The organism is Pseudophaeobacter profundi (assembly GCF_029697505.1).
Lineage (GTDB): Bacteria > Pseudomonadota > Alphaproteobacteria > Rhodobacterales > Rhodobacteraceae > Pseudophaeobacter > Pseudophaeobacter profundi.
Genome location: NZ_JARJEF010000009.1, coordinates 139,596 through 166,235, shown reverse-complemented (window position 1 = coordinate 166,235; position 26,640 = coordinate 139,596). Strand labels below are relative to the sequence as shown.

27 protein-coding genes are annotated in these 26,640 nt (G+C 61.0%); 9 read left to right on the top strand and 18 right to left on the bottom strand.

Going from position 1 to position 26,640, the window contains the following annotated elements:
* Positions 1 to 135: 135 nt before the first annotated feature.
* The 6 genes from P2081_RS15115 to P2081_RS15090 are packed head-to-tail and all read right to left on the bottom strand — an operon-like array spanning position 136 to position 3,498.
* Positions 136 to 390: an NnrS family protein gene (locus P2081_RS15115; RefSeq protein WP_278923693.1), complete on the bottom strand. Its 255-nt coding sequence runs from the start codon at positions 388 to 390 to the stop codon at positions 136 to 138.
* 19 nt (positions 391 to 409) lie between these two features.
* Positions 410 to 1,321, bottom strand: a complete 912-nt coding sequence (gene ubiV / locus P2081_RS15110; protein ID WP_278923692.1) for a ubiquinone anaerobic biosynthesis protein UbiV — start codon at positions 1,319 to 1,321, stop codon at positions 410 to 412.
* Positions 1,322 to 1,326: 5 nt separating this feature from the next.
* Positions 1,327 to 2,325 carry a ubiquinone anaerobic biosynthesis protein UbiU gene (ubiU, locus tag P2081_RS15105; protein WP_278923691.1) on the bottom strand — a complete coding sequence of 333 codons (999 nt, stop codon included), beginning with the start codon at positions 2,323 to 2,325 and terminating at the stop codon, positions 1,327 to 1,329.
* On the bottom strand, positions 2,322 to 2,843 hold the full coding sequence (ubiT, locus tag P2081_RS15100) for a ubiquinone anaerobic biosynthesis accessory factor UbiT (RefSeq protein ID WP_278923711.1): 522 nt from the start codon (positions 2,841 to 2,843) through the stop codon (positions 2,322 to 2,324). The genes ubiU and ubiT overlap by 4 nt, the downstream gene beginning before the upstream one ends.
* A 28-nt stretch (positions 2,844 to 2,871) precedes the next feature.
* The gene (locus tag P2081_RS15095) at positions 2,872 to 3,360 is read right to left on the bottom strand and encodes a hemerythrin domain-containing protein (RefSeq protein WP_278923690.1); all 489 of its coding nucleotides are present in this window, start codon (positions 3,358 to 3,360) and stop codon (positions 2,872 to 2,874) included.
* The gene (locus P2081_RS15090; protein ID WP_278923689.1) at positions 3,361 to 3,498 is read right to left on the bottom strand and encodes a hypothetical protein; all 138 of its coding nucleotides are present in this window, start codon (positions 3,496 to 3,498) and stop codon (positions 3,361 to 3,363) included.
* A 118-nt stretch (positions 3,499 to 3,616) separates the two neighbouring features.
* On the opposite strand from P2081_RS15090, the gene P2081_RS15085 reads away from it, so the two are divergent.
* The 9 genes from P2081_RS15085 (at position 3,617) to P2081_RS15045 (ending at position 12,512) form a co-directional block, all read left to right on the top strand.
* Positions 3,617 to 4,030, top strand: coding sequence for an Rrf2 family transcriptional regulator (locus tag P2081_RS15085; protein ID WP_278923688.1), 414 nt, complete (start codon positions 3,617 to 3,619; stop codon positions 4,028 to 4,030).
* Positions 4,031 to 4,540: 510 nt separating this feature from the next.
* Positions 4,541 to 5,725, top strand: a complete 1,185-nt coding sequence (locus P2081_RS15080; protein WP_278923687.1) for a M24 family metallopeptidase — start codon at positions 4,541 to 4,543, stop codon at positions 5,723 to 5,725.
* Between the two features lie 4 nt (positions 5,726 to 5,729).
* Positions 5,730 to 6,884: an acetylornithine deacetylase gene (gene argE, locus P2081_RS15075; protein ID WP_278923686.1), complete on the top strand. Its 1,155-nt coding sequence runs from the start codon at positions 5,730 to 5,732 to the stop codon at positions 6,882 to 6,884.
* Positions 6,885 to 7,583 carry a GntR family transcriptional regulator gene (locus P2081_RS15070; RefSeq protein ID WP_278923685.1) on the top strand — a complete coding sequence of 233 codons (699 nt, stop codon included), beginning with the start codon at positions 6,885 to 6,887 and terminating at the stop codon, positions 7,581 to 7,583.
* A 383-nt stretch (positions 7,584 to 7,966) separates the two neighbouring features.
* Positions 7,967 to 9,103 (top strand): ABC transporter substrate-binding protein, encoded by a 1,137-nt coding sequence (locus tag P2081_RS15065; RefSeq protein ID WP_278923684.1) that lies wholly within the window; start codon positions 7,967 to 7,969, stop codon positions 9,101 to 9,103.
* A 60-nt stretch (positions 9,104 to 9,163) separates the two neighbouring features.
* A complete protein-coding gene (locus P2081_RS15060; RefSeq protein ID WP_278923683.1) occupies positions 9,164 to 10,084 on the top strand; it encodes a branched-chain amino acid ABC transporter permease in 921 nt (306 codons plus the stop codon).
* A gap of 1 nt (position 10,085) precedes the next feature.
* The gene (locus P2081_RS15055) at positions 10,086 to 11,069 is read left to right on the top strand and encodes a branched-chain amino acid ABC transporter permease (RefSeq protein ID WP_278923682.1); all 984 of its coding nucleotides are present in this window, start codon (positions 10,086 to 10,088) and stop codon (positions 11,067 to 11,069) included.
* Complete coding sequence (locus tag P2081_RS15050) at positions 11,062 to 11,826, top strand: ABC transporter ATP-binding protein (RefSeq protein WP_278923681.1); 765 nt, start codon at positions 11,062 to 11,064, stop codon at positions 11,824 to 11,826. Before P2081_RS15055 ends, P2081_RS15050 begins: the two co-directional genes overlap by 8 nt.
* Positions 11,823 to 12,512, top strand: coding sequence for an ABC transporter ATP-binding protein (locus P2081_RS15045; RefSeq protein WP_278923680.1), 690 nt, complete (start codon positions 11,823 to 11,825; stop codon positions 12,510 to 12,512). The genes P2081_RS15050 and P2081_RS15045 overlap by 4 nt, the downstream gene beginning before the upstream one ends.
* Before the next feature lie 79 nt (positions 12,513 to 12,591).
* Here the strand turns inward: P2081_RS15045 and P2081_RS15040 are convergent, their stop codons facing one another.
* The 12 genes from P2081_RS15040 to nosZ all read right to left on the bottom strand — a co-directional run bounded on the left by P2081_RS15040 (position 12,592) and on the right by nosZ (position 26,635).
* The gene (locus P2081_RS15040) at positions 12,592 to 13,980 is read right to left on the bottom strand and encodes an MATE family efflux transporter (protein WP_278923679.1); all 1,389 of its coding nucleotides are present in this window, start codon (positions 13,978 to 13,980) and stop codon (positions 12,592 to 12,594) included.
* Positions 13,981 to 14,153: 173 nt separating this feature from the next.
* Positions 14,154 to 15,434 (bottom strand): amidohydrolase family protein, encoded by a 1,281-nt coding sequence (locus tag P2081_RS15035; RefSeq protein ID WP_278923710.1) that lies wholly within the window; start codon positions 15,432 to 15,434, stop codon positions 14,154 to 14,156.
* The gene (locus P2081_RS15030) at positions 15,434 to 16,378 is read right to left on the bottom strand and encodes an ABC transporter permease (protein WP_027241382.1); all 945 of its coding nucleotides are present in this window, start codon (positions 16,376 to 16,378) and stop codon (positions 15,434 to 15,436) included. Before P2081_RS15030 ends, P2081_RS15035 begins: the two co-directional genes overlap by 1 nt.
* Before the next feature lies 1 nt (position 16,379).
* Positions 16,380 to 17,429: an ABC transporter permease gene (locus P2081_RS15025; protein ID WP_278923678.1), complete on the bottom strand. Its 1,050-nt coding sequence runs from the start codon at positions 17,427 to 17,429 to the stop codon at positions 16,380 to 16,382.
* Positions 17,419 to 18,963, bottom strand: a complete 1,545-nt coding sequence (locus P2081_RS15020; RefSeq protein WP_278923677.1) for an ABC transporter ATP-binding protein — start codon at positions 18,961 to 18,963, stop codon at positions 17,419 to 17,421. The genes P2081_RS15025 and P2081_RS15020 overlap by 11 nt, the downstream gene beginning before the upstream one ends.
* A 15-nt stretch (positions 18,964 to 18,978) precedes the next feature.
* Positions 18,979 to 20,004 carry a BMP family protein gene (locus P2081_RS15015; protein ID WP_278923676.1) on the bottom strand — a complete coding sequence of 342 codons (1,026 nt, stop codon included), beginning with the start codon at positions 20,002 to 20,004 and terminating at the stop codon, positions 18,979 to 18,981.
* A 277-nt stretch (positions 20,005 to 20,281) separates the two neighbouring features.
* Positions 20,282 to 21,175: an FAD:protein FMN transferase gene (locus P2081_RS15010; protein ID WP_278923675.1), complete on the bottom strand. Its 894-nt coding sequence runs from the start codon at positions 21,173 to 21,175 to the stop codon at positions 20,282 to 20,284.
* Entirely contained in the window at positions 21,172 to 21,741 is a 570-nt protein-coding gene (locus P2081_RS15005; RefSeq protein WP_278923674.1) for a nitrous oxide reductase accessory protein NosL, read from the bottom strand. Before P2081_RS15005 ends, P2081_RS15010 begins: the two co-directional genes overlap by 4 nt.
* Positions 21,738 to 22,556: an ABC transporter permease gene (locus tag P2081_RS15000; protein ID WP_438826540.1), complete on the bottom strand. Its 819-nt coding sequence runs from the start codon at positions 22,554 to 22,556 to the stop codon at positions 21,738 to 21,740. Before P2081_RS15000 ends, P2081_RS15005 begins: the two co-directional genes overlap by 4 nt.
* Positions 22,556 to 23,467 carry an ABC transporter ATP-binding protein gene (locus tag P2081_RS14995; RefSeq protein WP_278923673.1) on the bottom strand — a complete coding sequence of 304 codons (912 nt, stop codon included), beginning with the start codon at positions 23,465 to 23,467 and terminating at the stop codon, positions 22,556 to 22,558. The genes P2081_RS15000 and P2081_RS14995 overlap by 1 nt, the downstream gene beginning before the upstream one ends.
* Positions 23,460 to 24,716: a nitrous oxide reductase family maturation protein NosD gene (locus P2081_RS14990; RefSeq protein ID WP_278923672.1), complete on the bottom strand. Its 1,257-nt coding sequence runs from the start codon at positions 24,714 to 24,716 to the stop codon at positions 23,460 to 23,462. Before P2081_RS14990 ends, P2081_RS14995 begins: the two co-directional genes overlap by 8 nt.
* A 5-nt stretch (positions 24,717 to 24,721) precedes the next feature.
* Positions 24,722 to 26,635 (bottom strand): TAT-dependent nitrous-oxide reductase, encoded by a 1,914-nt coding sequence (gene nosZ / locus P2081_RS14985; protein WP_278923671.1) that lies wholly within the window; start codon positions 26,633 to 26,635, stop codon positions 24,722 to 24,724.
* Between the last annotated feature and the right edge of the window lie 5 nt (positions 26,636 to 26,640).

Below are 26,640 nucleotides of genomic sequence, written 5' to 3'. Positions count from 1 at the left end.
ACGCGCCCCATTCTTTCCGTCGGATTTCTTTCGATCTAGCTCATATGCTTTCCTTGAGTGGGGTGAAATATGGTGTGTTGTATGGCGGCACTCACTGGGAAGCAGACTAAAAAGCGGCCGTATTCGCGCCAGACATCAGGGCGACAGCAAGACCGCTAGCGCCAGCCGCGACAGGGTTGGTTTGCCGCGCCAGCTTGTCATTGCGGTCAAGGCGTAGCCGGCAAACATGACGGCGGCGAAGTCAAAGACCATTTCATATGCGTGCCAAGCGACCAAGCTGCCCAGCGGCGGCTTGGGGATTTTAAATCCTGTGTCCCAGTTGGCCAGCGCGACGGCTACAATTGCCCAGGCGCCGCCCGTCAGAAACAGGGCGCGGTGTGGCGCTGACATCGGCTTGCCGCTGTCGCAGTCACACTGGCGCGGCCATGGCGATGCGACGATAGCCTGCCGCGCCATGATAGAAGCCGTTGCTCAGGCCTGTATCGCCGCTCAGTTCTGCCAGCTGGCTATCGGCCTCAGCCATTGGCATCTTGCCGTCCAGCACATCGCGGAACAGTTGTGCGACGGCAACCATATCGACCGCCTGCGGCATCAGACGCAGATGGGTGACCCCCTCTGACACCAGACGCGTAGTTTCGGGCAGAAGATCGATATAGCTCTCGGATTGGGTCTGGATACCGTTTACCCGCAGGATTGGCTGATCGTCACGTGTGCGCAGCGGCATCCCGTCGGCGTCCTCTTCGCAGACGAACTGGCAGTTGTCCTTGGTGCGGCCATGGGCGCGGGCGTGGTAGCAGCGCGCCGAAACCGCAAGCGAGGCGCGGCCAAAGGCCTGGACTTCCACGCCGAGACCAAGATGGCGCGCGGCCTGCGCGGCGGCGGCGATGGCCGGGGCAGGCATTTCGCTGGGCAGGCAGATATGGGTCGCCCCCTGCCGGGCCATCCATGCGATTGTCGCTTCGTTATAGGCGTTCATGAAGGGCCCGATCCGGTGCGGGCGTTTGCCCCGCGCAAACAGGCCCGCCGCGTTGTTGATCTCGATTTCGGGCACCTCCATCGCAGCCAGATCCTCGGTTGCCTTGCGCTCTCGCTTCAGCATTACCTCGGCCAGGGTCGAGAGGATCACCAGCTTGCCAGCCCTCTGCAGCCGCTCGATCGTCGCGGGCAGGTCGGGTTCGTGGAAGGGGGCGCGCTTGGAGCAGATCACTTCGCCGAGATAGACCTCGTCCACCGGGGCCTCGTCAGCGATGCGGGCATAGAAATCTCGGCGCATCTCGGCGGACCAGTGATAGGCGACGGGGCCGAGCGTCAATTTTGTCATCAGGGTTATCTCCATTTCTTCGTCTCGAAGGCGCCCTGGGTCTGTTTCTGCCCCTCGGTCAGCGCGACCAGGTCGGCGATATTCGCCTCACGTCCTGCCTTGATGTCGTCCACCGCAGCCCGAAAGGCCCGCACCACACCGCGGACATAGCTTTTGGAACGCTGTCGCCCCTCAATCTTGAAGGCATGCACCCCTGCCTCGATCAGTTCGGGCAAGAGCCGCGAGAGGTTCAGGCTTACCGGTTCCTCAAAGGCGTAGTAGCCTTGGGGCCGGTTGGGGGCGGTATAGCGCCCCTTGCAGATTGTCGGGTAGCCTGCCTTTTCGTCCGGGCCAAACTGGTCGATGGTGAAACCCGCAAGCTGCGAGGCCATCGAGCCATCGGCGTGGCGGGCATATTCGACGTCGGACGCGGGCGAGCAGACCCCATCCATGTTGGTCGATTGCCCCGTCAGATAGTTGGTCAGGCTGCACCGGCCCTCTACCATCAGTCCATGATTGCCAAAGATGAAGGTTTCGATCTCACAGGGGATTTCCCCGCGGATCTGGCGGATTTCCGGGATCGTCAGGATACGGGGCAGCACCACGCGCTTGACGCCAAAACTCTCGCAGTAGTACCGGATTGCCTCGGGGCTGGAGGCGGCGGCCTGGACTGACAGGTGCAGGCGGACCTGTGGATGGGTGCGGGCGATGTAGTCGGCCACCCCCATGTCCGCGACGATAAAGGCATCGACCCCCAGCCGCGCCCCGGTGTCGGCGGCCTGGCGCCACAGATCGACCTTGCCTGCAGGCGGATAGGTATTCAGCGCCAACAGGACCTTGGTGCGCTTTGCATGCGCATAGCTGACAGAGGCGGCAAGTTCGTCGGGGGTGAAATTCAACCCCGGAAAATTGCGCGCGTTTGTGGCGTCCTGGAACCCGCAATAGACGGCATCGGCACCGGCATCGACAGCCGTGCGCAGGGCGGCAGGGGTTCCAGCCGGGCAGATCAGTTCAGCAAGGCTCATGGGTTTTCTTCTTCTGTGCTGGTGTTGAGATAGGCCCGCCTGAACCGGGCCAGGATCGCCCGGCCTGGCGGGCCGAACATTCCGGCGGTTTCCTCGGCCAGCGAGTCCTCCATATCGTCGAGCGCATTCCTGAGCCGTACTACCGCCTCGGTATCGCCCGAAACCTCCAGATCGCGCGAGAAGAAGGCCGCGTCGCCGTCCTCTTCGGCATCGACCAGTTCCAGCAGCAGCAGGAAACGGCCCCGGATCACCGCGCCTGCCTGCGGTGCCGCATGGCGGGGCACGGCGCGGAACACCAGCGCCTGCGGGTCCGGGCGCAGATGCAGCGCGAAGGGCAGTTCCACCGGATCGATCAGGAAGTCTGTTGTCTGGTGCGGCCCAAGCCGTGCAAAGAGTGAAGAATGCTTCTTTGCGATCCGGCGCACGATACGCGACAGGATCGGCTGAAGTGCCAGGCAGGACAAACGCGCCACCGCCCCTTCGCCGGGCCGCGACGGCCGCGGCGTTTCGCTGATCATGCTCAATTTCGATCCTTTCGTTCGGCAGTCATGCCTGCGTTCCGAGGCGCGGGAACAGCACCTCGTTCTCGAGGTAAATATGCTCGTCCAGATCTTCGGCCAGCTTGCCGAGCCCGTGATAAAGGCGCCGCCAACTCCGGCAGGCGTTGAGGGGCAGCCGGAAGCCATGGGTGATCGCCGCGATCTGGTTCAGCGCTGCCTCATGCGCGTCATGGGCGCTGCGCAGGCCGGGAATGGCCGCCGTTGCAAGCCCGGCAGCCCCGGTGCGGGCGGCGGGAAAGATGATCTCTTCCTCTTCGTGCATATGGGCCTCAAGCTCTGCAATCATCACCTCAAGCGCATGGGTTAGGCCATGTGGCGTGTTGGGGTCTGTGGCATGGGTGGTCTCGACCTTGCGGGCAAGCCTGATCAGATCCGGGAATTCTCTTCGGTGCGTATCGTGATAGCGGGTGCGGATATGCGAGATCAGTGCCTCGGTCTGGACGTCTGTCAGGGCATCAGTTGCAGAGTCGTGCATTCACAGCTCCTCTGTCTGGGTCATATCGGGGGCGATAGCCCTGCGGCACCAGGCGAGGATCGTGTCTTCTTCCGGGGGCAGGTGGGGGCACAGGGCGCCGGTTTCCTGCGGGGCTTGGCGGGCAGAGAGATCGTTCATCGCAGGCTCTTTCTAGGGCTGGGCGCCCGGCCTTGCATGCGCCGCGGCGAATTGGTAGTTAGGATGCGCATACCACCCGCTGAATAGGCATATCAATTACCAAATCAGGACTGCGACCTTGCGCCTCACCTCTTTCACCGATTTTGGCTTGCGTGTGTTGATGCGGATGGCGGGTGACCCCGACCGGCCGTTCACCACGGCTGAACTGGCCGACGAATTCCGTGTCTCTCGCAATCATCTGGCCAAGGTGATCTCGGCTCTTGCGGGGGCGGGGTATCTGCAAACCCGCCGGGGCGGTGGCGGCGGCGCAACCCTTGCGCATCCTGCCGAAGATATTCGGCTGGGGGATGTGATTGCCCGTCTTGAGGCCGATCAGGCTCTGGTGGAATGTTTCGCAGTCAGTGGCAACGCCTGTACCCTGACGCCGCATTGCCGATTGAAGGCGCGGCTTGCCCAGGCCGAAGCAGCCTTTGTTGCCGATCTGAACCGGGGCACGCTTGCCGATTGCATCTACCGCCCAGAAAACGCCTGACACACCGCCAGTGCCATCACGATTCAGATAGCTTCGCGGGGGCCGTTGCTGGGTCGGCACGTTGGCTGTGGTGCAAGCGTCGTGCTTGGAATGTCTTCTGTTTGATCCTTTCCCTTTGTTGCAGCATTTCTGTATCGAGAGCCCTTAGAACCCACGCCTCGATGTTCTGGCGCTCCTCCCTATGCATCTAAGCATGCGGAAAGAGTCATCTTCCATAGGCTCAGTGGCGGCTTCGTGTCCGTTCATGCTGTATTTTCTCACCAGGCGGGTGCCGCACCATCCCGTATCCCCATCGCTGAGCAATAGCGCGCCAGGCCATCCTCGTGGTTCCGGCTGTCGCTATTTGGCAGGATGTGTTTGAGAGCCGTCACGTGTAATCGGTAAATTTGTGTACAACACGAAATGAATCACTTGCGTTTATAGTGAATTGTGCCAGTAATTCCTATCAAACACCAAATCATCACTGGTGTTGTACACATCATGAAATTCTATGTTCGAAAGGACACCTCATTGGCCCCAGGAAACGCCCCGTTCAGCCGTGCTGAATATACCCGCCGAATTGCCAAGACCCGCGCTGCCATGCAGCAGGCGGGGATCGAGCTGCTTTTTGTCACTGATCCGTCAAATCAGGCCTGGCTGACTGGCTATGACGGGTGGTCATTTTATGTGCATCAGGGGGTCCTGCTGGGGCTGGAGGGAGAGCCGATCTGGTGGGGGCGCCATATGGACAGTATTGGTGCCGGGCGCACCTGCTGGATGGGGGCGGACCAGATCTTTGGCTATGGCGACCATTATGTGCAGTCAACCCAGTGTCACCCGATGCAGGATCTGGCTGAACATATCACCCGGCTGGGCTTTGCCGGGGCGCGAATTGGCGTCGAGATGGAGAATTACTACTACTCTGCCAAGGCGCATATGGTGCTGGCCGAGGCCTTGCCGCAGGCGCATCTTCTGGATGCCACTGCATTGGTCAACTGGCAGCGCCTGGTAAAATCCGACGACGAGATCGATTTTATCCGCAAGGCGGCGCGCATCACGGGAAAGGTCATGTCTACCGCGATCGACCGGGCCGAGCCTGGCCTGCGCAAGAATGATCTGGTGGCGGATATCTATCATGCCGGCATCACCGGGGTTGATGATCTCTGGGGTGACTATCCGGCGATTGTGCCGCTGACGCCGTCGGGGCTGGATGCCACCGCTGCCCATCTGACTTGGGATGGTGCCCCGATGCGAGAGGGGGAAGCCACCTTTTTTGAGCTGTCCGGCTGCTACCGTCGCTATCATGCGCCGCTATCCCGGACGGTCTATCTGGGCAAACCCCCACAAGAGGTGCTGGATGCCGAGGCAGCCCAGCTGGAAGGAATTTCTGCCGGGCTAGAGGCGGCGCGGGCGGGAAATCGCACCTGTGACATTGCCAATGCCTTTGTCGGCGTGCTGAAAAGTCATGGCATCCACCGGGAAGGGCGCTGCGGTTATCCTATCGGTCTCAGCTATCCGCCAGACTGGGGCGAGCGCAGCGCGTCTATCCGTAGCGAGGATGAAACCGTGCTAGAGCCGGGGATGGTGTTCCACTTCATGCCCGCGCTCTGGATGGATACCTGGGGATTGGAAACCACCGAGACCATCTTGATCACCGAAACCGGATCGGCCGAGCCGCTGTGCAACATCGAGCGTAAGCTCTTCGTCAAGGACTGATGCGATGGAGCTGCATGCCCGCACACGGGAAATTCTCAATGATCTGATTGCCTTTCCCTCGGTCTCGAGCGAGAGCAATCAGGCGCTGATCACCTATGCAGCAGGCCTGCTGGACGATTGTGGTGCCAAGATCGATTTCACCACCTCGCCCTGTGGTCGCAAGGCCAATCTCTTTGCGACCCTTGGCCCAGAAGTCGACGGTGGGATTTTGCTGTCGGGGCACAGCGATGTGGTGCCGGTCACGGATCAGGACTGGAGCAGCGACCCCTTCAATATGGAGGAGCGCGACGGGCGGCTTTATGGGCGCGGCAGCTGCGACATGAAGGGGTTTATCGCGGCGACCCTGGCCATGGCGCCGATCTATGCGACCCAGGTCAATGCCCGGCCAATCCACTTTGCCTTTACCTACGACGAGGAAGTCGGCTGTTTGGGCGCGCAGCATCTTGCCGAAGATCTGGCAGCGCGCGGGATACTGCCCGGCGTTGCCATCATCGGAGAACCAACCGAGATGCGGGTGATCGAGGGGCACAAAGGCTGCTATGAGTATAGCACCCATTTCCATGGCCTGCCTGGGCACGGCTCTGCCCCCGACCTTGGCGTCAACGCGGTGGAATATGCAGTGCGCTATGTGTCAGAACTGTTGCAGCTGAAACAGCGCCTGCGCGGCATGGCCCCTGTTGGCAGCCGATTTGATCCGCCTTGGACGACGGTAAATGTGGGGGCGATGCAGGGTGGTGTGGCCTATAATGTGATCGCCCCAAAGGCACAGGTCGATTGGGAAATGCGCCCGGTCTGCGCCCGTGACGCGGATTTTGTCAAAACCGCGCTGCGCCGCCTCTGCGAAGAAGAGCTCTTACCAGAGATGCGCCAGATCTATCCCGAGGCGGATATCACGGTGGAAACCATTGGCGAAGTGGCAGGGCTGGAGCCTATGGCCGAGAATGAGGCCCGCCGTATCATGTCCGAACTCACCGGGGCCAATGGGGCCGATCTGGTCGCCTTTGGGACCGAGGCCGGCATTTTCCAGGCTATGGGCATGGATGTGGTGGTCTGTGGCCCAGGTTCAATCAATCAGGCGCATAAGGCGGATGAGTATCTATCCCTGGATCAGCTGGATCAATGCCTATCCGTGCTACAGAAACTTGGGGGATATCTTTAGGTGACCCAGCCTCCTTCGACGCAAGAGGCATTGGCAGATGAGGGGCTGACGGTGCGGGATCGTCATGCCCTGATGCACCATGAAATCCGTCAGCGGATTTGCCTGCTCGATTATCTGCCGGGGATGCGCCTTTCCGAGGCAGCCCTGGCGGAAGAATTCGGCACCAGCCGCACGCCGATTCGCCGGGTTCTGGCCCGGCTCGAGGATGAGGGTCTGGTGCAGTCCTTCCACGGGGTGGGGACGCTGGTGACCGATGCGGATTTTGATGCGCTGGAACAGGTCTACCGACTACGGGTGGAGCTGACGGCCATGACCGGGCGGCTGGATCCGGTGCCGCCGGATTTCGGATATATTGCCCGTTTTGATCAATTGGTCCTGCGTGGCGCGGCCATTGTACAAAGTGGCACGGCACGGGCCTTTACCCAGTTTGACATCGATGTATTTCTAACCCTGCAAGAGCTGACAGCCAATCAGCCGCTGCGCCAGACGCTGGAGCGGCTGTATTTTCAGACCAAGCGGCTCTGGCTGAGGGCGGCAGAGGAAGCGCAGCTGGATCTGGAAGAGGAGTTCAAGATCTTCCAACATCAGCTGGAGGCCATCCAATGCGCCTTGAAGTCGGGCGATGTCGAAGCGGTGGCGCATATTCAGCGCGCGCATATTTCTATGAGTTTTAACCGGTTACAGCAAAAGGCCCGCTGAAGCGCTGCACCCTTCGCGCGGGATTTATCGCGCTGCCTGCGTTGGGGGCAGGCCGTTGCAATCCTGCGCATTTCTGCATCGCAGCTGCCAGTCTTTTTCCCGGCGTTCTGCGCTGGCGCTGGCAGATTTCCTGCCAGTAAGACAGGCTGTATTTTAGGGTTTAATATTTTAACCTTGAAACAAAAGCAGGATGCCGCTTACAGTTTCTTCAAGATCTGCCCGCGATAGACTGCGGGGCCCCTGTCCGGCCAAGGCTCCGCCAGAGAGCGCGCGGAATGGGGCAAGAATAACTGGCGCCGCCCGTCGGATGCGGGAATAGTAACGCCATGCACCTGCGGCCAACGCGGGGCGAAAACCTGAAGTACTATGGGAGTATGTAAGACATGAAAATTCTAAAATCACTTGCAGTGGCAACGGCTGTGTCGACGCTGGCCCTGGCGGCCCAGGCCGAGACCAAGATCGGCATGATTACCACCCTGTCCGGCGGCGGTGCCGGGCTGGGCGTGGATGTGCGCGATGGCTTTATGCTGGCGATTGAAGCCGCAGGCCGCGACGATGTCGAGGTGGTGATTGAGGACGACCAGCGCAAACCAGAAAGCGCGGTACAGATCGCCGACCGCATGATCCAGTCTGAAAAGGTGGATATCATGACCGGCATCATCTGGTCGAACCTGGCGATGGCCGTGGTGCCAGCAGCAACGGCGCAGGATGTGTTCTACCTCTCGCCCAATGCCGGGCCTTCGGCGCTGGCTGGCAAGCGCTGCCACAAGAACTATTTCAACGTCGCCTGGCAGAACGATAACCTGCACGAAGCGGCAGGGGCCTATGCCAATGATGCCGGCCTGAAAAACAGCTTTATCCTGGCGCCGAACTATCCGGCGGGCAAGGATGCGCTGACCGGCTACAAGCGGATGTATGGCGGGGAACTGGCGGGTGAAATCTACACCAAGCTGGGCCAGACCGACTACGCTGCCGAGATTGCGCAGATCCGGGCATCGGGTGCCGATTCAGTTTATTTCTTCCTGCCCGGTGGCATGGGGATTTCCTTCCTCAAGCAATATGCCGACAGCGGCGTGGACCTGCCGGTTGTTGGCCCGGCCTTTAGCTTTGATCAGGGTATCCTGCAGGCGGTTGGGGCCGCGGCGCTGGGCATCAAGAACACCTCGCAGTGGAACAAGGATATCGACAATGCGGCCAATGTGGCCTTTGTTGCTGACTTCCAGGCCAAATACGGCCGTTTGCCGTCGCTTTATGCCAGCCAGGGGTTTGATACCGCCAATCTGATCCTCAGTGCGCTGGACAAGGCCGATGTCAAGGACCAGGACGCCTTCCGCGCGGCCCTGGAAGCGGCTGATTTTGACTCCGTGCGTGGTGACTTCAAATTTGGCAACAACCACCACCCGGTGCAAAACATCTATGTGCGCGAAGTGATCCAGGAAGGCGATGTCTTTACCAACAAGATCATTGCCACTGGCCTGACCGATCACGCGGATGCCTACGCATCCGAGTGCAATATGTAATAGACCTTGAACGGTGGGGCCGCGCTGTGGCGCGGCCCCGACCCAAGGAAAGAAACCCCCATGTCTCTTATTCTCATTCTTGAGCAGGTCCTGAACGGGTTACAGTTCGGGGTCATGCTCTTCCTGATGGCTGCTGGTCTGACGCTGGTCTTTGGTGTCATGGGGTTGATCAACCTCGCCCATGGCGCGCTGTATATGGTGGGGGCCTTTGCCGCCGCCGCTGTCGCGGGCTGGACCGGATCCTTTGTGCTGGCGCTGATCGCCAGTCTTGCCGCTGCTGCTGCTGCCGGTGCGCTGGTCGAGGTCACGGTCATCCGTCGCCTGTATGATCGCGACCATCTGGACCAGGTCCTGGCGACCTTTGCGCTGATCCTGATCTTTTCCGAAGGCACCCGCTGGCTGTTTGGCTCTTTCCCGCTGTTTCTGGATGTGCCGGATTACCTGTCCGGTCCGGTGACGCTGCCGGGGGGCATTCAGTATCCGCTCTACCGTCTGGCGATCATCGTGATTGGCCTGATGGTGGGCGCTGGCTTGTTCTGGCTGATTGCCCGCACCCGCATTGGCGTGCAGATCCGCGCAGGCGAAGCCGACCGCGAGATGATCGCGGCACTGGGCGTTGATATTTCCAAGCTCTATACCCTGGTCTTTGCGCTGGGCGCTGCGCTGGCGGGGCTGGCAGGCGCACTGGTTGGCGCAATCCAGTCGGTGCAGGTAGGCATGGGGGAGCCGGTGCTGATCCTGGCCTTTGTGGTGATCGTCATTGGCGGTATCGGCTCGATCAAGGGGGCGCTGGTTGGCGCGCTTTTGGTGGGGTTGACGGATACCCTTGGCGGCGTGTTCCTGCCACGGCTGTTTGCGCTCTTGATGGAGCCTGCTGCCGCCGCCTCGTTGGGGGCCTCTTTGGCCTCTATGTTGATCTATATCCTGATGGCGGCTGTGCTTTTGGTACGCCCATCCGGCCTATTCGGGGGGAGCGCATAAGATGGGGCGCGAAAAGTTTTTCAACGCAGGGATGCTATTGGCCCTGCTGGCGGTGCCGCTTATGGCGTGGCAAATGGACGACCCCTTTGTCATCACCCTGGCCACCAAAGTCGCCATCCTGGCGCTGGCGGGCGTCGGGTTGAACATCGCCCTGGGGCTGGGCGGCCTGGTCAGCCTTGGCCACGCGGCGTTTTTTGGCATTGGCGGCTATGCCATGGGCATTCTGGCAGCCCATGCGCAGAATTATGAGCCGCTGTTTACCTGGCCGTTTTTGTTTGAGGGCAGCAATCAGATGCCGCTGATCTGGCTGGTGGCCGTGCTGGCAAGCGCCGCCGCGGCGCTGGTGATCGGGGCGTTGTCTCTGCGCACTTCGGGCGTTTATTTCATCATGATCACCTTGGCCTTTGGGCAGATGCTTTATTACTTCGCCATCAGCTGGTCCGCCTATGGCGGCGAAGACGGGCTGTCGATCTGGGTGCGCAATGAAATGCCGGGGCTGAATACCCTTGATCCGATCCAGTTCTTTGGCGTCACCTTTGTCATTCTCTGTCTGGCGCTGTGGTTCGCGGCGCGTCTGGCGCAATCGGCCTTTGGGCTGGCCCTGTCTGCGGCGCGCCAATCGCAAGAACGGGTGGAAACCGTGGGGCTGACCCCGTTCAAGCTGCGGCTCATGGCTTTTGTTATCTCGGGCGCGATCACCGGATTGGCCGGGGCGCTGTTTGCTGATCTCAATCGGTTTGTCAGCCCGACGATGCTCAGCTGGCACACCAGTGGCGAGATCATGATCTTTGTCATTCTTGGCGGGGTGGGGCGGCTGTATGGTCCGCTGGTGGGCGCGGCGGTCTATATCCTGCTTGAACACCTCCTTGGCGGGATCAGCGAATATTGGCAGATCTTTCTGGGGCTTTTGCTGCTGGGCATGGTGCTGTTTGCCCGTGGCGGGCTGATTGGCGCGCTTTTGGGCCGGGAGGTTGCACATGACTGATCTGGTTCTGAAGGTCGAACATCTGAGCAAAAGCTTTGGCGCGCTCAAGGCCAGCAATGATGTTTCGCTTGACCTGCGCCCGGGAGAAATCCACGCGCTGATCGGTCCCAATGGCGCAGGGAAATCCACCCTGATCAAGCAGATCTCGGGCGGGCTGACGCCGGATGCCGGCCGGATAGAGGTGCTGGGCCGGGATGTAACCGCACTGGATACCGTGGCGCGGGCGCGCATGGGGCTGGGGCGGACCTTTCAAATCTCATCGCTGGCAATGGAATTCTCGGTGCTGCAAAATGCGGTGCTGGGGGCCCTGGGCGCGCGTCGCGCGCGCGGCGGTGGCCTGGGGCTGTTTCGCAATGTGATGAAGGACAAGGCGTTGCTCGATACCGCGCATGAATCCTTGGCGCGGGTGGGCCTGGAAGCCGCCGCACAGGCGCGCACTGCCGATCTGTCTCATGGGCAGCGCCGCCAGCTAGAGGTGGCTGTGGCACTGACTCTGAAACCACGATTGTTCCTCATGGATGAACCCATGGCGGGGCTTGGGGCTAGTGGCTCGAAAGAGCTCACCGGGTTTCTGGATGGTTTGCGTCAAGAGGCACCGATCCTGTTGGTGGAACATGATATGGACGCCGTCTTTGCCCTGGCGGACCGTATATCGGTGCTGGTTTACGGGACGGTCATCGCCACCGGCACGGCAGATGAAATTCGCACCAATCCAGAGGTGCGCCGCGCCTATCTTGGCGAAGAGGAGCTGACATGAGCCTGTTGAAAGTTCGGGGGCTGAACGCCTCTTACGGTCCCTCGCAGGCCTTGTTTGGCGTCGATCTGTCGATTGGTGAGGGCGAAGTTCTGGCCCTGATGGGGCGTAATGGCATGGGCAAGAGCACCACGATCAAGGTGATCTGTGGCATGCTTGCTGCGTCTGCTGGCGAGTTGGAGTTCGCCGGGGCGGATCTGCGGCAGATGAAATCGCATCGGATTGCCCGGCTGGGCATTGGTCTGGTGCCCGAAGGACGACGGTGTTTTGCGCCGCTGACGGTTGAGGAAAACCTGACCGCAGCCGCCCGCCCAGGCGATTGGACCTTTGACAAGGTTGCGGCGCTGTTTCCGCGTCTGGCAGAACGGCGCAGCCAGAAGGCGGCGTCCTTGTCGGGCGGCGAACAGCAGATGCTGGCGATTGGCCGCGCGTTGATGACCAACCCGCGCCTGTTGATTCTGGACGAAGCCACCGAAGGCCTGGCACCTGTGGTGCGGCAGGAAATCTGGGCCGCCATAGCCCAGCTGAAATCGCAAACCGGCATGGCTATTCTGGTGGTGGACAAAACCCTGAAAGAGCTGGCCCAAGTGGCCGACAAGGCGGTGATCCTGAACAAAGGGCAGACTGTCTGGGCCGGGGACATGATGGCGCTGACGCCGGATCTGACCGATCGCTTCCTTGGGGTTTGAGACCTGACCCTTGGTCGTCTGCTAAATGTATAAAGCGGGACGATAGGGAAAACACCTGCCTATCGCCCCGTTTCTCGCGTCAGCTCTGGTGGCCTTTGGGCTGGAACAAGCCCCAGCGCAGCCGGGTTTCCCGGGCCAATTTCCACAGCACCAGCAGGGTGAGTGCCGCCAGCATGACTTCGGCCATTGGTCCTGCATACCAGACACCGATTTCACCAAACAGCAGCGGCAGCAGAAAAGTCAGCGGGATTGCAAAGGCGTAGGTCTTGCTGAGCCCCAGAATGGCGGCTCTGGTGGCAGAGCCGATGGCCTGAAAATAACTTGCCATCATCATCAGCGGCCCCATCAGGAAGAAAACACAGGTCATCACCGGCAGGATGCGGGCCACCTCGGCAATCACGGCCCGGTCTTCGACAAAGGCACCGGCGATCTGCGTCGGCAAATTCATCACCACCACCTGGACCAGGGTGCAATAGACAAAGGCGGCGACCAGCGCGATCTGCAGGCTGGCATCAGAGCGGTGCCACAGCTCTGCGCCGTAGTTGTTGCCGGTGATGGTCTGCATCGCAAAGGACAGGCCCAAAAGCGGCAGGAAGGCAAAGGTGATAACGCGGGTGATGATGCCGTAGGCCGATACCGTGTCTGGATAGTTGGCACCGCCAAACCACTGCAGCGCCGTGATGATCGCCGCAGACCCCAGCGCGAGCCCCAGAAAGTTGAGACTTTGCGGTGCCCCCAGCGCCAGAATTCGCCCCCAGTGGCGCAGCATGGAATTGCGCAGCAGCACTGCCGGGCGCAGCTCGGTTGGGCCGATGAGGCGGAAACACAGGATGATGGCAAAGGCCAGCGCCTGCGCCGCCGCCGTGCCATAGGCCGACCCGGCCACGCCCATATCAAGCAGGGCAATCAGTACATAGTTGAAGCCGATATTGGCGAGCGAGACCAGCAGGCTCATCAGTGCCATAAAACCAACCCGCCCCTCGTTGCGCAGCGCGTCCGAATTGACCGAGAGCACAAACAGCAGGGGGGAGAAAAACACGGTGATTTGCAGGTAAATCAGTCCCATCTGGGCCAAGTGTTCTGCCCCCCCGGCAATCAGCAGCGCCATGGGGCGGCCGAGAAAGAAGAACAGAACAACAAGCGCCAGCCCAAGGCCAAGCGCCAGCCCATGCGCGCCTGCAAATATGCCGCGCGCGCGGGTAAGGTCTTGCGCCCCAAAGGCCCGCGCCAGCAGGCTGGACATGCCGTTTGAGACCAGCGTCGAAAGCGCCACAATCAGCATGTAGATTGGAAACATCAAGGTGACGGCAGCCAGCGCATCCGGTCCGACATAGATGCCCAGAAACAGCGCATCGGTCACCGACAGCAGGCCATTCATGCCCATCACCAGAATGATCGGCAGCGCAGTTTTGACATAGATGGCCCCCAATGGGCCATTGGTGAAGGTATTGGTGGGGGTGTCAGTCATATCCCATATCTCTCAAGTCAATCGCCTAGATGAAGATGGGACCCGCGTTGCCATCCGCGCGATTGGCGGAAAGAGATCGTCATTGGACGTTGTAGAGCTTTACCAAGACAAAGCGTCAGCGGGAGGCAGGCGTCTACGGCCTGCCTCTTAGCTAGGCTGCATTTTCTGAGGGGTCAAGCCCCGGGGCTATGACGCCGCCGTACTGAGGTCGGGCGACCGGGCAGTGCCAGCTTGGCATCACCACGGGGGCTGCGGGCGATTACCTTGCCCTTTGCCACGACGGCCAGACGGGCGGGGCGCAGGCGGACGGCCTCGGTGGGATTGGCCGCGTCCAGCACCACCAAAGAGGCCTGCGCGCCGCGCTTGAGCCCGTAGTCCTGCGCACCAGTGATCTGCGCGTTGGTCTCGGTCACCATGGTGAAACAGCGGGCCATTTCATCCGGGTGGGTCATCTGCGCCACATGTAGCCCCATAAAGGCCACGTCCAGCATGTCGCCGGTGCCCAATGAGTACCAGGGATCGCGCACGCAGTCCTGACCCCAGCCAACCGGGATGCCATGCGCCTGCATTTCCTTTACCCGCGTCAGCCCACGCCGTTTGGGATAGCTGTCATGGCGGCCCTGCAACACGATGTTGATCAGCGGGTTGGGGATGGCAGAGATCCCGGCCTCGGCGATCAGCGGCAGCAGTTTGGAGACGTAGTAATTGTCCATCGAATGCATCGAGGTCAGATGCGACCCGGCAACCCGCCCCTGCAGTCCCAGCCGCTGGGCCTCATAGGCGAGGGTCTCGATATGGCGCGACAGGGGATCGTCGCTCTCGTCGCAGTGTATATCCACCATCAGGCCACGCTGGGCAGCGATCTCGCATAGATCGCGTAGCGAAGCGGCACCATCGGCCATGGTGCGCTCAAAATGCGGGATGCCACCGACAACCTCGACGCCCATATCCAGTGCGCGCAACAGGTTCTCGCGCCCCGTGGGGCTGCGGTACAGCCCGTCCTGCGGGAAGGCGACCAATTGCAGGTCGATGTAGTCTTTCACCTTTTCGCGCACCTCCAGCATGGCGGTGACGGTGTTGAGGTGATCCGGCGTGGTGTCCACATGGCTGCGGATGGTCAACAGGCCGAGGCTGGCAGCCCAGTCACAATAGGTCAGGGCCCGCTCGACCATCTCATCAACTGTGGCCTGATCGCGCAGCTCTCCCCACAGCGAGATGCCTTCCAGCAGGGTGCCAGAGGCATTCACCCGCGGCAGCCCGTAAGACAGTGTGGCATCCAGATGGAAATGTGGATCGACAAAGGGCGGCGCCACCAGATCGCCTGTCGCATCGATCACCTCATGCGCCTGCGCCTCGATCTTTGGCTCGATTGCGGCAATGCGGGTGCCTGTGATGGCAATATCGCGCTGGGTGCCGTCGGGCAGGGTGCCACCCTTGATCAGCAGGTCAAACATCATCTCTCTCCCTTGTTGAACGGCACCATCAGCGCCGCTGGGATCTCGGCGCGGCGGGACATCACCACCAGGGCCAGAATGGATAGGAAATAGGGCAACATCAGAAAGACCTGATAGGGCACCACGGCACCAATGCCGGTCTGTTGCAGGCGGATTTGCAGCGCATCAAAGGCGGCAAACAGAATGGCGCCCATCACCGCCTTGCCGGGTTTCCAGGCGCCAAAGACCACCAGTGCAATACAGATCCAGCCGCGCCCGTTCACCATATCGAAAAAGAAGCTGTCAAAGGCCGAAAGGGTCAAAAACGCACCGCCCACAGCCATAAAGCCAGAGCCAACAATCACCGCCCCCATGCGGATTGCGGTCACCGACAGGCCCTGTGCGGCCACGGCAGCGGGGTTCTCTCCGGCGGCGCGCACCGCAAGCCCCAGCGGGGTACGGTAGAGCACCAGCGCCGTCAGCGCCGCAAGGATAAACCCGGCATAGGTCAGCGGCGTTTGCGAAAACAGCGCCGGGCCAACCAGCGGCAGGTCCGACAGCAGTGGAATTTCATAGGGTTGAAAGGCGGTGATTTTGGGCGGCGATGATACCTCGGGCAGGACCACGCGATAGGTGTAGAAGGTCAGCGAAGTGGCCAGCAGGGTCAGGCCAATGCCCACCACATGCTGCGAGAGCCCAAAGGGCACGCTGAGGATGGAATGTACCAGCCCCAGCATCATGCCGGTGAGCATCGCCACCGCCACACCGCCCCACAGCGGCAGGCCCGCCCAGACCGCAATCCAGCCGGCAAAGGCCCCGGCCACCATGATGCCCTCGATGCCAAGGTTCAGCACCCCGGCGCGCTCGCAGATCAGCTCGCCCAGGGTGGCAAAGATCAAGGGCGATGCAATGCGGATGGCGGCGGCCCAGAAACTGGCCGAGAGCAGAATATCGAACAGATCCATATCAGTCTCTCCGCACACGGAATTTGGTCAGCAGGATTGCCAGCACCATGAACAATAGCGCCGAGGCAAGCATGATATCGGCGATATAGCTGGGGACACCGGCGGCCCGGCTCATACTGTCGGCGCCAACAAAGATCGCCGCCACAAACAGCGCCGCGACCACCACACCAAGCGGATGCAACAGGGCCAGCATGGCAACCACGATGCCTGTGTAGCCAAAGCCGGGTGACAGATCGAGCGTAAGCGCCCCCTTCAGGCCCGAGACCTCGGAAAAGCCGGCCAGCCCTGCCAGCCCGCCAGACAAGAGTGCGGTTTTGAGGATCACTTTGGTGACTGGAATGCCGGCAAAACCGGCGGCTTCGGCGTTTTGGCCGACGGCGCGCATCTCATAGCCCAGCGTGGTGCGGGTGTTGATCACCCAGACCAGCAGTGCCGCGATCAAGGCCAGACCAAAGCCCCAGTGCAGCCGCAGCCCTTCGACCAGACGTGGCAAGCGGGCCTCTGGCAGCAGTCGGGCCGATTTTGGCCAGCCCATGCCCATCGGGTCTTTCAGCGGGCCTTCCAGCAGGTAGGAAACAAACAGCAAGAAGATGAAGTTGAACAACAGGGTGGTGACCACCTCATCGACGCCCAGCCGGGTTTTCAGCAGCGCCGGCCCTAGCAAGAGCGTGGCACCGGCAAACATTGCGGCGATGGCACAAAGCGGCAGCATCAGATAGGCAGGCAGCCCCAGCGCCCCGGTGCCCAGCACCACAGTCAGCACGGCCCCGGCATAAAGCTGCGCCTCGGCACCGATGTTCCACAGTTTGGCGCGAAAGGCCACGGCAATGGCCAGCCCTGTAAAGATCAGCGGCGTGGCACTGTTGAGCGTTTCCAGCAGGGCGAATTTGGAGCCAAAGGCGCCTTTCACGATCAGGCCAAAGACGGCAAAGGGATAGCCCCCGGCGATCAGCGCCAGCAGCGTTGCCACCGCGAAGGTGGCCAGCAGCGCAAGCAGGGGCGGCACAATGCGACGGGCGGGGCTGGGGGCGGCAATCGGTTCAAGCCGCATTTGGCGCTCCCGCGTCAAACCCATGGCCGGCCATCCAGGCCCCCAGATCTTCGGGGCGCATGGTGCCGCGGCCAAAACCGGGGCTGAGCCGCCCTTCAGAAATCACATGGATCACATCGGAAAGTTGCATGATTTCATCCAGGTCCTCGGATATCAGCAGCACGGCCGCGCCACGATCACGGGCCTTGGCCAATGCGCCATGTACATAGTTCACCGCCCCAATATCAAGCCCGCGCACTGGCTGGTTGGCCAGAATGATTTGCGGTGCCTCTTCCAGCACGCGGCCCAGGATCAGCTTTTGCATATTGCCGCCAGACAGCAGGCGAATGCGAATATCGGGGCCGGGGCAGCGCACATCGTATGTATTGATCAGATCCTTGGTGAAGGCGCGCGCCTTTGCCCAGTTCATCCAGCCTCGGCGGCTGAAGCGGCTGGCATAGGTTTCCAGAATCGCGTTCTCGGTCAGGTCGAAATCGGCAATGGTGCCGGTTTTATGGCGGTCTTCGGGAATGCGGGCGATGCCCTTGGCGATGGCGGTGCGCGGCGTCCAGCGCTGAACCTCTGTGCCGTTCAGCTGCATCTCGCCGCTGGCTGGGGTGATCAGCCCTGACAACAGATCCGACAGGGCGGCCTGGCCATTGCCAGAGACGCCGGCCAATCCGATGATCTGACCGGCCGCCAGTTCCAGGTTCAGGGATTTCAGCCCGGGCGCGGCCCCCTGATCCGGGGTGGTGACCCGGCGCAGCGATAGCAGCGGCGCACCGGGCGCGGCGGTTTCAATGCTGGGGGCGCTGACTTCGGTGCCGACCATCAGGGCCGCCAGATCTTCGCGATTGGTCTGATTGGTGGCGCGTTCGGCCGCCAGTTTGCCGTGGCGCAGCACCACAACCCGGTGCGAAATCGCCATGACTTCGTGCAGCTTGTGGCTGATGAAGATGACAGACAGCCCGGTTGCGATGGCCTCGCGCAGGGTGGCGAACAGCGCCTCTGCTTCTTGTGGGGTCAGCACCGCGGTGGGTTCATCCAGAATCAGGATCTTGGCATCCCGGTAAAGGGCTTTCAGGATTTCGACCCGCTGGCGTTCACCGACGGTGAGGCGGCCCACCTTGGCGTTGGGGTCCACCTTCAGGTGAAACTGATCCGACAGGGCGCGAATGCGGGCCTTGGCCTGTGCAGGCTTGAGACGCGGCGCGGTCAGAGGATCAACCCCCAGTACGATATTTTCCCAGACGGTCAGGTTGTCGGCCAGGGTGAAATGCTGGTGCACCATGCCGACGCCCGCATCCAGCGCTGCACGGGGCGCGCCGGGGGGCAGCGTCTGGCCAAACAATTCAACCGAGCCTTCATCCGCGGTGTACTGGCCAAACAGGATGTTCATCAGCGTGGTCTTGCCGGCACCGTTTTCGCCCAGCAGGGCAATGACTTCGCCGCGATGCAAATCAAAGCTCACGCCTTCATTGGCCGTGACCGGACCAAAGCGTTTGGTAATACCTTGAAGGCGCAGGACAACCTGCGCCTTTGTTGTGTTGTTCATGCGATCAGGCCCAGATCAAGAGGATTTTGGCTCTTCATCATTAATGGCCACCGTATAGGAGCCATCCTTGATCGCCTGGGTGCGCTGGGCTACCAGATCCAGCGCCTCTTGCGGGATCTTACCTTCAAAGGTGCCGTAGGGGGCCAGTGAACAGCCGCCCTTGGCCATATAGGAATAGGGGCCGTAGTCCTTGGCGGTGAAGCTCCCGGTTTTGACCGCTGCAATGGCGGCATCCAGCGTTGGTTCAAAATGCCACAGCGCCGAGGCGGCAACCGTATCGGGGTAATCCGACTGGGTGTCGATCACATTGCCAATGGCCAGCAGGCCTTTTTCCTTGGCCGCATCCGAAACGCCAAACCGTTCCGCATAGAGCACATCCGCGCCGTTCTCGATCATTGCAAAGGCTGTTTCCTTGGCTTTTGGCGGATCGAACCAGGAGCCGATGAAGGAGACCTGGAATTTCATATCGGGGTTCATTTCACGCGCGCCGGACATGAAGGCATGCATCAGGCGGTTGACTTCGGGGATCGGGAAGCCGCCAACCATGCCGATATTGCCGGTCTTGGACATGGCGCCTGCCACGATGCCCGATAGGTAAGAGGCATCCTGGATGTAGTTGTCAAAAACTGCGAGGTTTGGTACCGCCGCGTCTTCTTTGAAGGAAGAGCCCATGAGGAAGGCAACATCCGGGTAATCGGCCATAACTTCGCGTGCTTCGGCTTCGACGCCAAAGATTTCGCCGATGATCAAGGTGTAGCCGCTTTCGGCATATTCTCGCATGACGCGGGAATAGTCAGAATTCGAGGTGTTTTCAGAGTAGCTGTAAGCGATGTCGCCACGGTCCTGCGCAGCGAGAGCGGCAACATGGATGCGGCTGACCCACTGTTGTTCTACCGGAACTGTGTAGATGCCGGCCACTTTGATCGGCTCTGCCGCCAAGGCTTTGCTTGCAGAAAGGCCCAGACCCGCTGTCAGGGCCGTGGCAGCGCTGGTGGCTAGAAAATGACGGCGCGATACTGCGCCCAAAATCGATTTTGACATAAAGCTATCCCCGGTTTGATTGGCCGACCCTTGGCGGATCTTGTCCAAAGGGTAAAAATTCCGGGCGGTTAAGGCAAGGAAGCTTTACCCATTTTTGCATCATATTGGGAAGATTGATCATTTGTTGCACACTAAGGAGCGCCGCATCAGCGCTTGTGCGTAAATTGCACAGATTTACGCCCTGAACAGTGTGGCGCGCTGGCCAGGTTTCCCTGTGCCAGCCCGGTTGTGCGACCTGTGGCGCGACCTGCGCGCCTATAGACGCCAGCCATGCGGTTTAGCTGCTGTATTCCAATCGGGCACCGGGGAACTGGGCGATCACGGCCGGGGCGGCGGGTTTGGGCAACAGGCAGAGCGCGGTCGACAGCCCATCCGCCAGGGCCGCCCGTGGGGCGCTGACCGACACCAGGCGGCTGGGCTGCGCGCCCTCGCCATTGCGCGGATCCAGAATATGGCTTGTGCCGTTGCCAACCAGTGTACCCGCCGCCGCCGAGGTGGCAAGGGCGCGATCCGACAGGCTGAGCCGGGCGCGCAGATCGCCGTCTGGCGATACAATACCGGCCTGCCATGGCCGTCCTTCTGGGCGCTGCCCCATGGCGGCAATCTCGCCCATGTCCAGCAGCAGGTTCTGCAGTCCTTCGGCCCGCAGCAAATCGGCAATTTTATCGGTGATATAACCTTGGGCAATGCCATTGAGCGTCAGCGCCATGCCAGGACGCAGAAAACGGATTTCCTGGCTGTCATAGCGCAGATGGTGCCAACCCCGCGGAGCCGCAGCTGTTTCCTGACCAAGGGCGAGCGCCTGCCACAACGGCTGAATGCTGGGATCAAAGGCGCCGTGGCTTGCCGTATTCAGGCTTGCCGACAAGCTGAGCACATCCAGCAGTTCTGGTGCGGGCGCGCGCAGATGGCCCTGCGCGTTGAGCCGGACGAGCTGCGCGCCCGGCTGATACAAGCTGAAGATGGCTTCCAGTCGCAGCAATTCGGCCTCGACCTTGGCAAAAATCGGGGCTGCTGCGCTTTGGGGGAGGCCGGAAATCACCATATGGGCCGAAGCCCCCATTGCGCGGCCCTGCCAGCGCGCCTGATGCGCTGCGGCGGTAACCGGACCAGCGGCCAGGCAGGCGGCGGAAATGGCAAGAAACCGGCGGCGGGGCAGGCGGGAAGTCATGAGGGGGTCTCCAGTATCAGATCTAGATCGACGGGGGCCAGGACGGTCTCGGCAGGGATTTCATCAAGGGTCGCAAGGGAACCGCCGTACCGGGTGGCAAAGGCAGTGGCGTCGGCGCGTTGGGCAAAGGGCACGATCTCGGGTGCCCCCATGCCGCCGGCCACCGGGCTGTCTATCACAAAGATAGCGTCAGCGGCAGCGATCCAGTTGCCAGGGCCGGGACTGTCCCAACTTTTGGCGACGCCCATATCGCTGACATAAACGGCGGTGATATCGGCCTCGCGCTCGGGCCCCTTGAGATAGGCCAGCAGATCGCGCACCTGGGCAAAGAACAGCGGGGCGGGATGCCCTTTTAGGTGAACCTGACCTTTGGGGCCACCATGTTCGGCGATGTTCATCTGGCAAAAATAGCTCAGCGCTGTTTCGGTCAAGGCGATGGGTTCTGGCGCTGCTTTGGCCTCTTCTTCCTGGCAGGCGGATAGCGCCAGGCAGGCCAGCACAAGACACATGCTGCGGGTCAGGCTGCTGGGCAGGGGGCGTGCAGAGATGTGTTGAAGTGGTTTCATGGTTCCAGCCTTTGGAATGCGGTGCGGGCCAGGGCAAAGCCCAGCACGGGCCAGAGCAGGAGCGAGAGCGGCGCGGCCCAGGCGGGCAGGCTGGCGGCGGCACCGGCCATGCCACTGGTCAGGGCGACGCTTTCAGAGGCGGCGATATTCCACAGACGGAAGGCATCGGCCGGGTTGGCCACCATGACCCAGGGAAACAGCTGTTGGGTAAAGATTCCGTCGCTGTCCATCACCACCGCCCCCAGCAGGGCCAGATCGTAAAGCACCACAAAGACCAGCCAGAGCCCGGCTGACAGACCCGCCGCAGCAGTGGTGCTGCCCGACAGTGCCGACAGGCAATAGCCCAGCAGCAAAAAAACCGCGCCGAGCAGGATCGAGGTCAGGACCAGGCGCGCCAGGGCGATCAGGCTTTCGGCGCCTGCGCCGCCAAACCAGGCTGCGCAGGCACCAGCCGCGCCAAAACCGATGGTCATGGCGATGCTCAGCGCGGTCAGATGCGCCAGAAACTTGCCGGACAGGATCTCGGCACGCCCGGCGGGATAGCTGAGCAAGAGAGCCAGTGAGCCGCGATCCCGGTCGCCGGAAATGGCGTCGAACCCCATCATCAGCGCCAAGAGAGGTGCCAGATAGACCGAGAGCGTCGTCATCGAAGCAACCGAAACGGTGAGCATATCAACCCCCAGCGTCCCCGTCGGCGCAGAGCCGGCAAAGGACAGCGCCAGTGCAAAGGCCAGCATGATCAGCGTAGCCATGACAATCCATAGATTGCGCCGCAGGATCAGCATTTCGGCGCGGAAAATTGCGAGGATACGCATCAGCTTTGCTCCTCTTGGGTTGAATAGTAGCGATAGAGGTCTTCCAGCCGGGGGGGCTGCATGTCGATGTCCACGACCGTGTCGCCCATGCTGGCAATGCGGCGCAGCTCGGCCATCTTGTCTTGCGGCGTGCAGATGATCTCGACCGAGGCACCATTGATGCGCCGCCCGCCGGTTTTGCGCGCAACCTGATCGGCATCCGGCCCCGTTGTCTGCAGCCGCAGCCTTACCGGCAGGCCGGCCCTGCGCGATAGGTTGTCCAGCGTGTCATCCGCCACCTTGACGCCCTGGCGCAGGATGGCAATGCGATCGGTGCGCGCTTCGACTTCGGTCAGCGCATGCGAGGCAATCAGCACTGCGGTGCCTTTGGCGGCCAGCTCATCAATGATGGCGTAGAGATCCTGGCGGGAAATCGGGTCCAGCCCGCTGGTTGGTTCATCCAGCAGCGCCAGTTTCGGTCGCCCCAGCAGCACCTGCGCCAGGCCAAGCCTTTGGCGCATGCCCTTGGAGTATGTGTCGATGCGGCGCTGCATTGCATCGCCAAGACCAACCCGTTGCAACAGGGCGTTCACATCCCCACCTGCGCCCATCAGCCGGTCAAACATCGTCAGTTGTTCCTGGCCTGTCAGGGCGGGGTGAAAGCTGACCGCTTCGGGCAAAAAGGCGGTATCAGACCGCGCCGCCGCGCTGCCGGGGCGGGCACCGCAGATCTGGATGCTGCCGCCTTCGGCCTGGATCAGCCCCAGAACCGCCTTGATCAGGGTGGATTTCCCTGCGCCGTTATGGCCCAAAAGCGCCAGGCGCTCCCCTGCGTTTACGCAAAGGTCAATGCCGTGCAGCACCTGGGTCTTGCCGCGAAACTTGTCGAGCCCCTTGATTTCCAGAACCGGGGAGGCAGCTGTTTTAGTCATTTTCTTCAACCTTGTTGGCCACTGCGGGTTTCACCGGGCGCATCAGGGGGGCGCTGTCGATCACGCCACCGGGCAGCAGCGCCGGAAAGGTGGATTGCGACCAGCGCACCAGTTGCACCGCAGGCGAACCCATCAGCATTTTGGCGGCAGGCTGGGTCCAAAGTACATGGTCCATACTGTCATTGGGCCGGTAGGGGCTATCGGCAATGCCATCGCCATCGACGTCAAAACCTGCATTGTCGGACCAGTAGTTGCCGCGCCCTTCATGGGACCATTCGACCCATTTGGAGGCGACGTATTTGACCTGATGGCGATTGCCGACAAAGGCATTGCCGGCCATCTTGTTGCCTTCGCTGCCGGCAGTGAAATGGATGCCGATGGCGCAGCCCTGGAACCAGTTGTCAGAGAATTCGTTCTTGTGCGAATTGTACAGAAAAGTGCATTTGTTGCGGGCGTTCTTGACATAGTTGCCCCGGATAATGCCCTTGTTGGTGTAGTTCAGCATCACGCCGTGATCGCGGTCATTCAAAGAGATGTTGTTGGTGACCTTGACGCGGGTGGAAAACATCACCGCATAGCCCAGATGGTTGCCGATAGAGACATTGCCCGAGACTTCGGAATTGTCGGCATACATGTAGTGCACCGCAAAACGCAGGTCGCGAAACAGATTGCCGCGAAAGATATTGCGCTTGGAGGAATTGACAAAAATGCCGTCGCGCCCCCAGCGAATATCGTTGTTTTCCACGATCGCTCCGGGGGCGTTCCAGACATAGATACCATTGCCGCGTCGGTTCATGTGGCGATCCTGGCGACCTTTGATCACATTGTTTTGCACCACGGCATCGCGCGCCCCGTGGATGTCGACCCCGTAAAGGTTCCCCAGCAGGATATTGTTGCGGACCACCGGGGCCTTGGCGGTCTTGGTCAGCTGAATGCCGCTGTCGATTGTTTCATGGTCCGAACCGGACCCCTGCACCGTGATGCCCTGTATGATAACGCCGGGGCCGGTGACGGTGACGGTGCTGCCCTGCTGGCTGCCATCCAGTATGGCGTGACCCTGGCCGTCCAGCGTGACAGGACGATCCAGGACCAGATTTTCATAATAGGTGCCAGGCGCCAGAAACAGGGTATCCCCGTCTGCCGCCTGCATGAGGGTATCCGCGATGGCCCCCGCCCGATGGGGGACCTGCCAGTCGGCGGCGCGCGCGGCGCCCCCGATCAGCAGGGTTATAAGCAGGAGCCAGCGCATCTTGCTTAGGCCCCCCGAGGTTCGACGAGCATCCGACCGCGCATTTCCATGTGCAGCGCGTGGCAGAACCACTGGCAATAGAACCAGTGCACGCCGGGACGTTCGGCAATAAAGGTGACCGAGGCTGTGGCCTGCGGGCCAACCTCCATTGCGACGCCAAAGTTGGCCATGCAGAAGCCGTGAGTCAGGTCGTCGATGTCATCCAGGTTGGTGACGTAGACGGTGACCTCATCGCCCTGCTTGACGCTAAAGCTCTCGAGGCTGAAGTTTGGCGCCTGGCTCGACATATAGACGCGGACCTTGTTGCCATCGCGGATGATCTCTTCCTGATAGTCGTCAAGATCCACACCGTCTGCCTCGGCCTGGGCGCGTGCATCCGCCCACATCGGGTCGTTCCGATCCCAGACATTCACCGGGTTCACCTTGGAGCGGTGCACGATGATGCTGTCGTGGGGTTCGGCAAAGGTTGGGCCATCGTGGACAATCTTCATCTTATCGCCAGAGATGTCGATCAGCTGCTCGTTCTCGGGCTTCAGCGGCCCGACGTTCAGGAAGCGGTCCTTCGAGAACTTGTTCATCGAGATCAGCCATTTGCCATCTGCCTCGGAGGTTTCCCCCATCGAGGTGGAGTTGTGACCCGGCTGGTAATGCACGTCGATCTTTTCAAGGATCGGGTCGGCATTTCCGCCAGCATAGGCCTCAATCGCCTTGGCAATGTCCCATTTCACCACCTGGCTGTCGAGAAACAGGGTGGTGTAGGCGCGGCCTTTGTTATCAAAGGCGGTGTGAAGTGGCCCAAGGCCCAGCTCTGGTTCGGCCACGATGGCAGAACGCGGATCGGCATCGTTGTTGAACAGATCGTCCAGTTTTTCGACATCAATCACCGAAACGGTGGGCGACAGTTTGCCGTTGACCATGATGTGGCGCTTGTCTGGGGCCGCGTTCACACCGTGGGGGGAGTTGGGGATGGGGATGTAGCGGGTGTATTTGTTGCCCGCACCCTTGCGGCCATCGACAACCTTGACGCCTTTCAATTCCTGATAGTCGCCGGCTGCGATGCCTTTTTCGATTTCCTTCAGGTTAAAGACCACGACGTGGTCCATCTCGCTCTCGGTCATCTCGGCCAGGTTCATGCCCATTTCCGAGTTGTAGGAGGTCGAGAAGGCATATTTGCCCTGGTAGTCGCAATCGGTGTTGTCGAGGTTGCCCGAGACAATCACCTGCCAGGCCACTTCCATCTCGTCGCCGTCAATGGCGGTGAAGATGTTCACATATTCCGATGGTTCATCCAGCACTTTGCCGTCATTGACCAGCGGTGCCTCGTGTTCGCCATTGGCAAAGACATAACCCGTGCGGGGGAATTTCTGCGGCCGCAGGCCGTGGATGTCATGCGCGTTGGGGACTTCGATGATCTTGTCGCATTTCATGACATCGCAGCGTACCCGCGCCACGCGGGTATTGGCCTTGTCGTTCATGAACAGAAAACGGCCATCATAGGACCCGTCGGTGAAGGACATATGCGGGTGGTGCAAATCGCCGTTGTCGTAGGTTTTCTTGCCATTCGCCGCGAGGAATTCCTTGGTCTCGGGCAGCAGACCTTCAGTCAGGATTTTCATCGATTCATTGGTCTGGCCCCACCCGGTGGCAGAGCAGCGGTTGAACACGGGAATCCGCATGAATTCGCGCATGGAGGGCACACCCATGATGCGCAGTTCGCCAGTTTGCCCCGAGGACCAGAAACCATAGTATTCGTCAAGCTCTCCGGGTGCCAGGCTGGCTTTGTTGCCGGCGGCCTGGGCAGGGCCTGCGCCCAGCATCGAGGAGCCAACGCCAGTGGCGGCGAGGGCGGCACCGGTAGCGGTTGCCCCCAGCAGGCCACGACGGGTTACCGATAGGTTTGTTCTCTCTTCTTCAGACATGATGT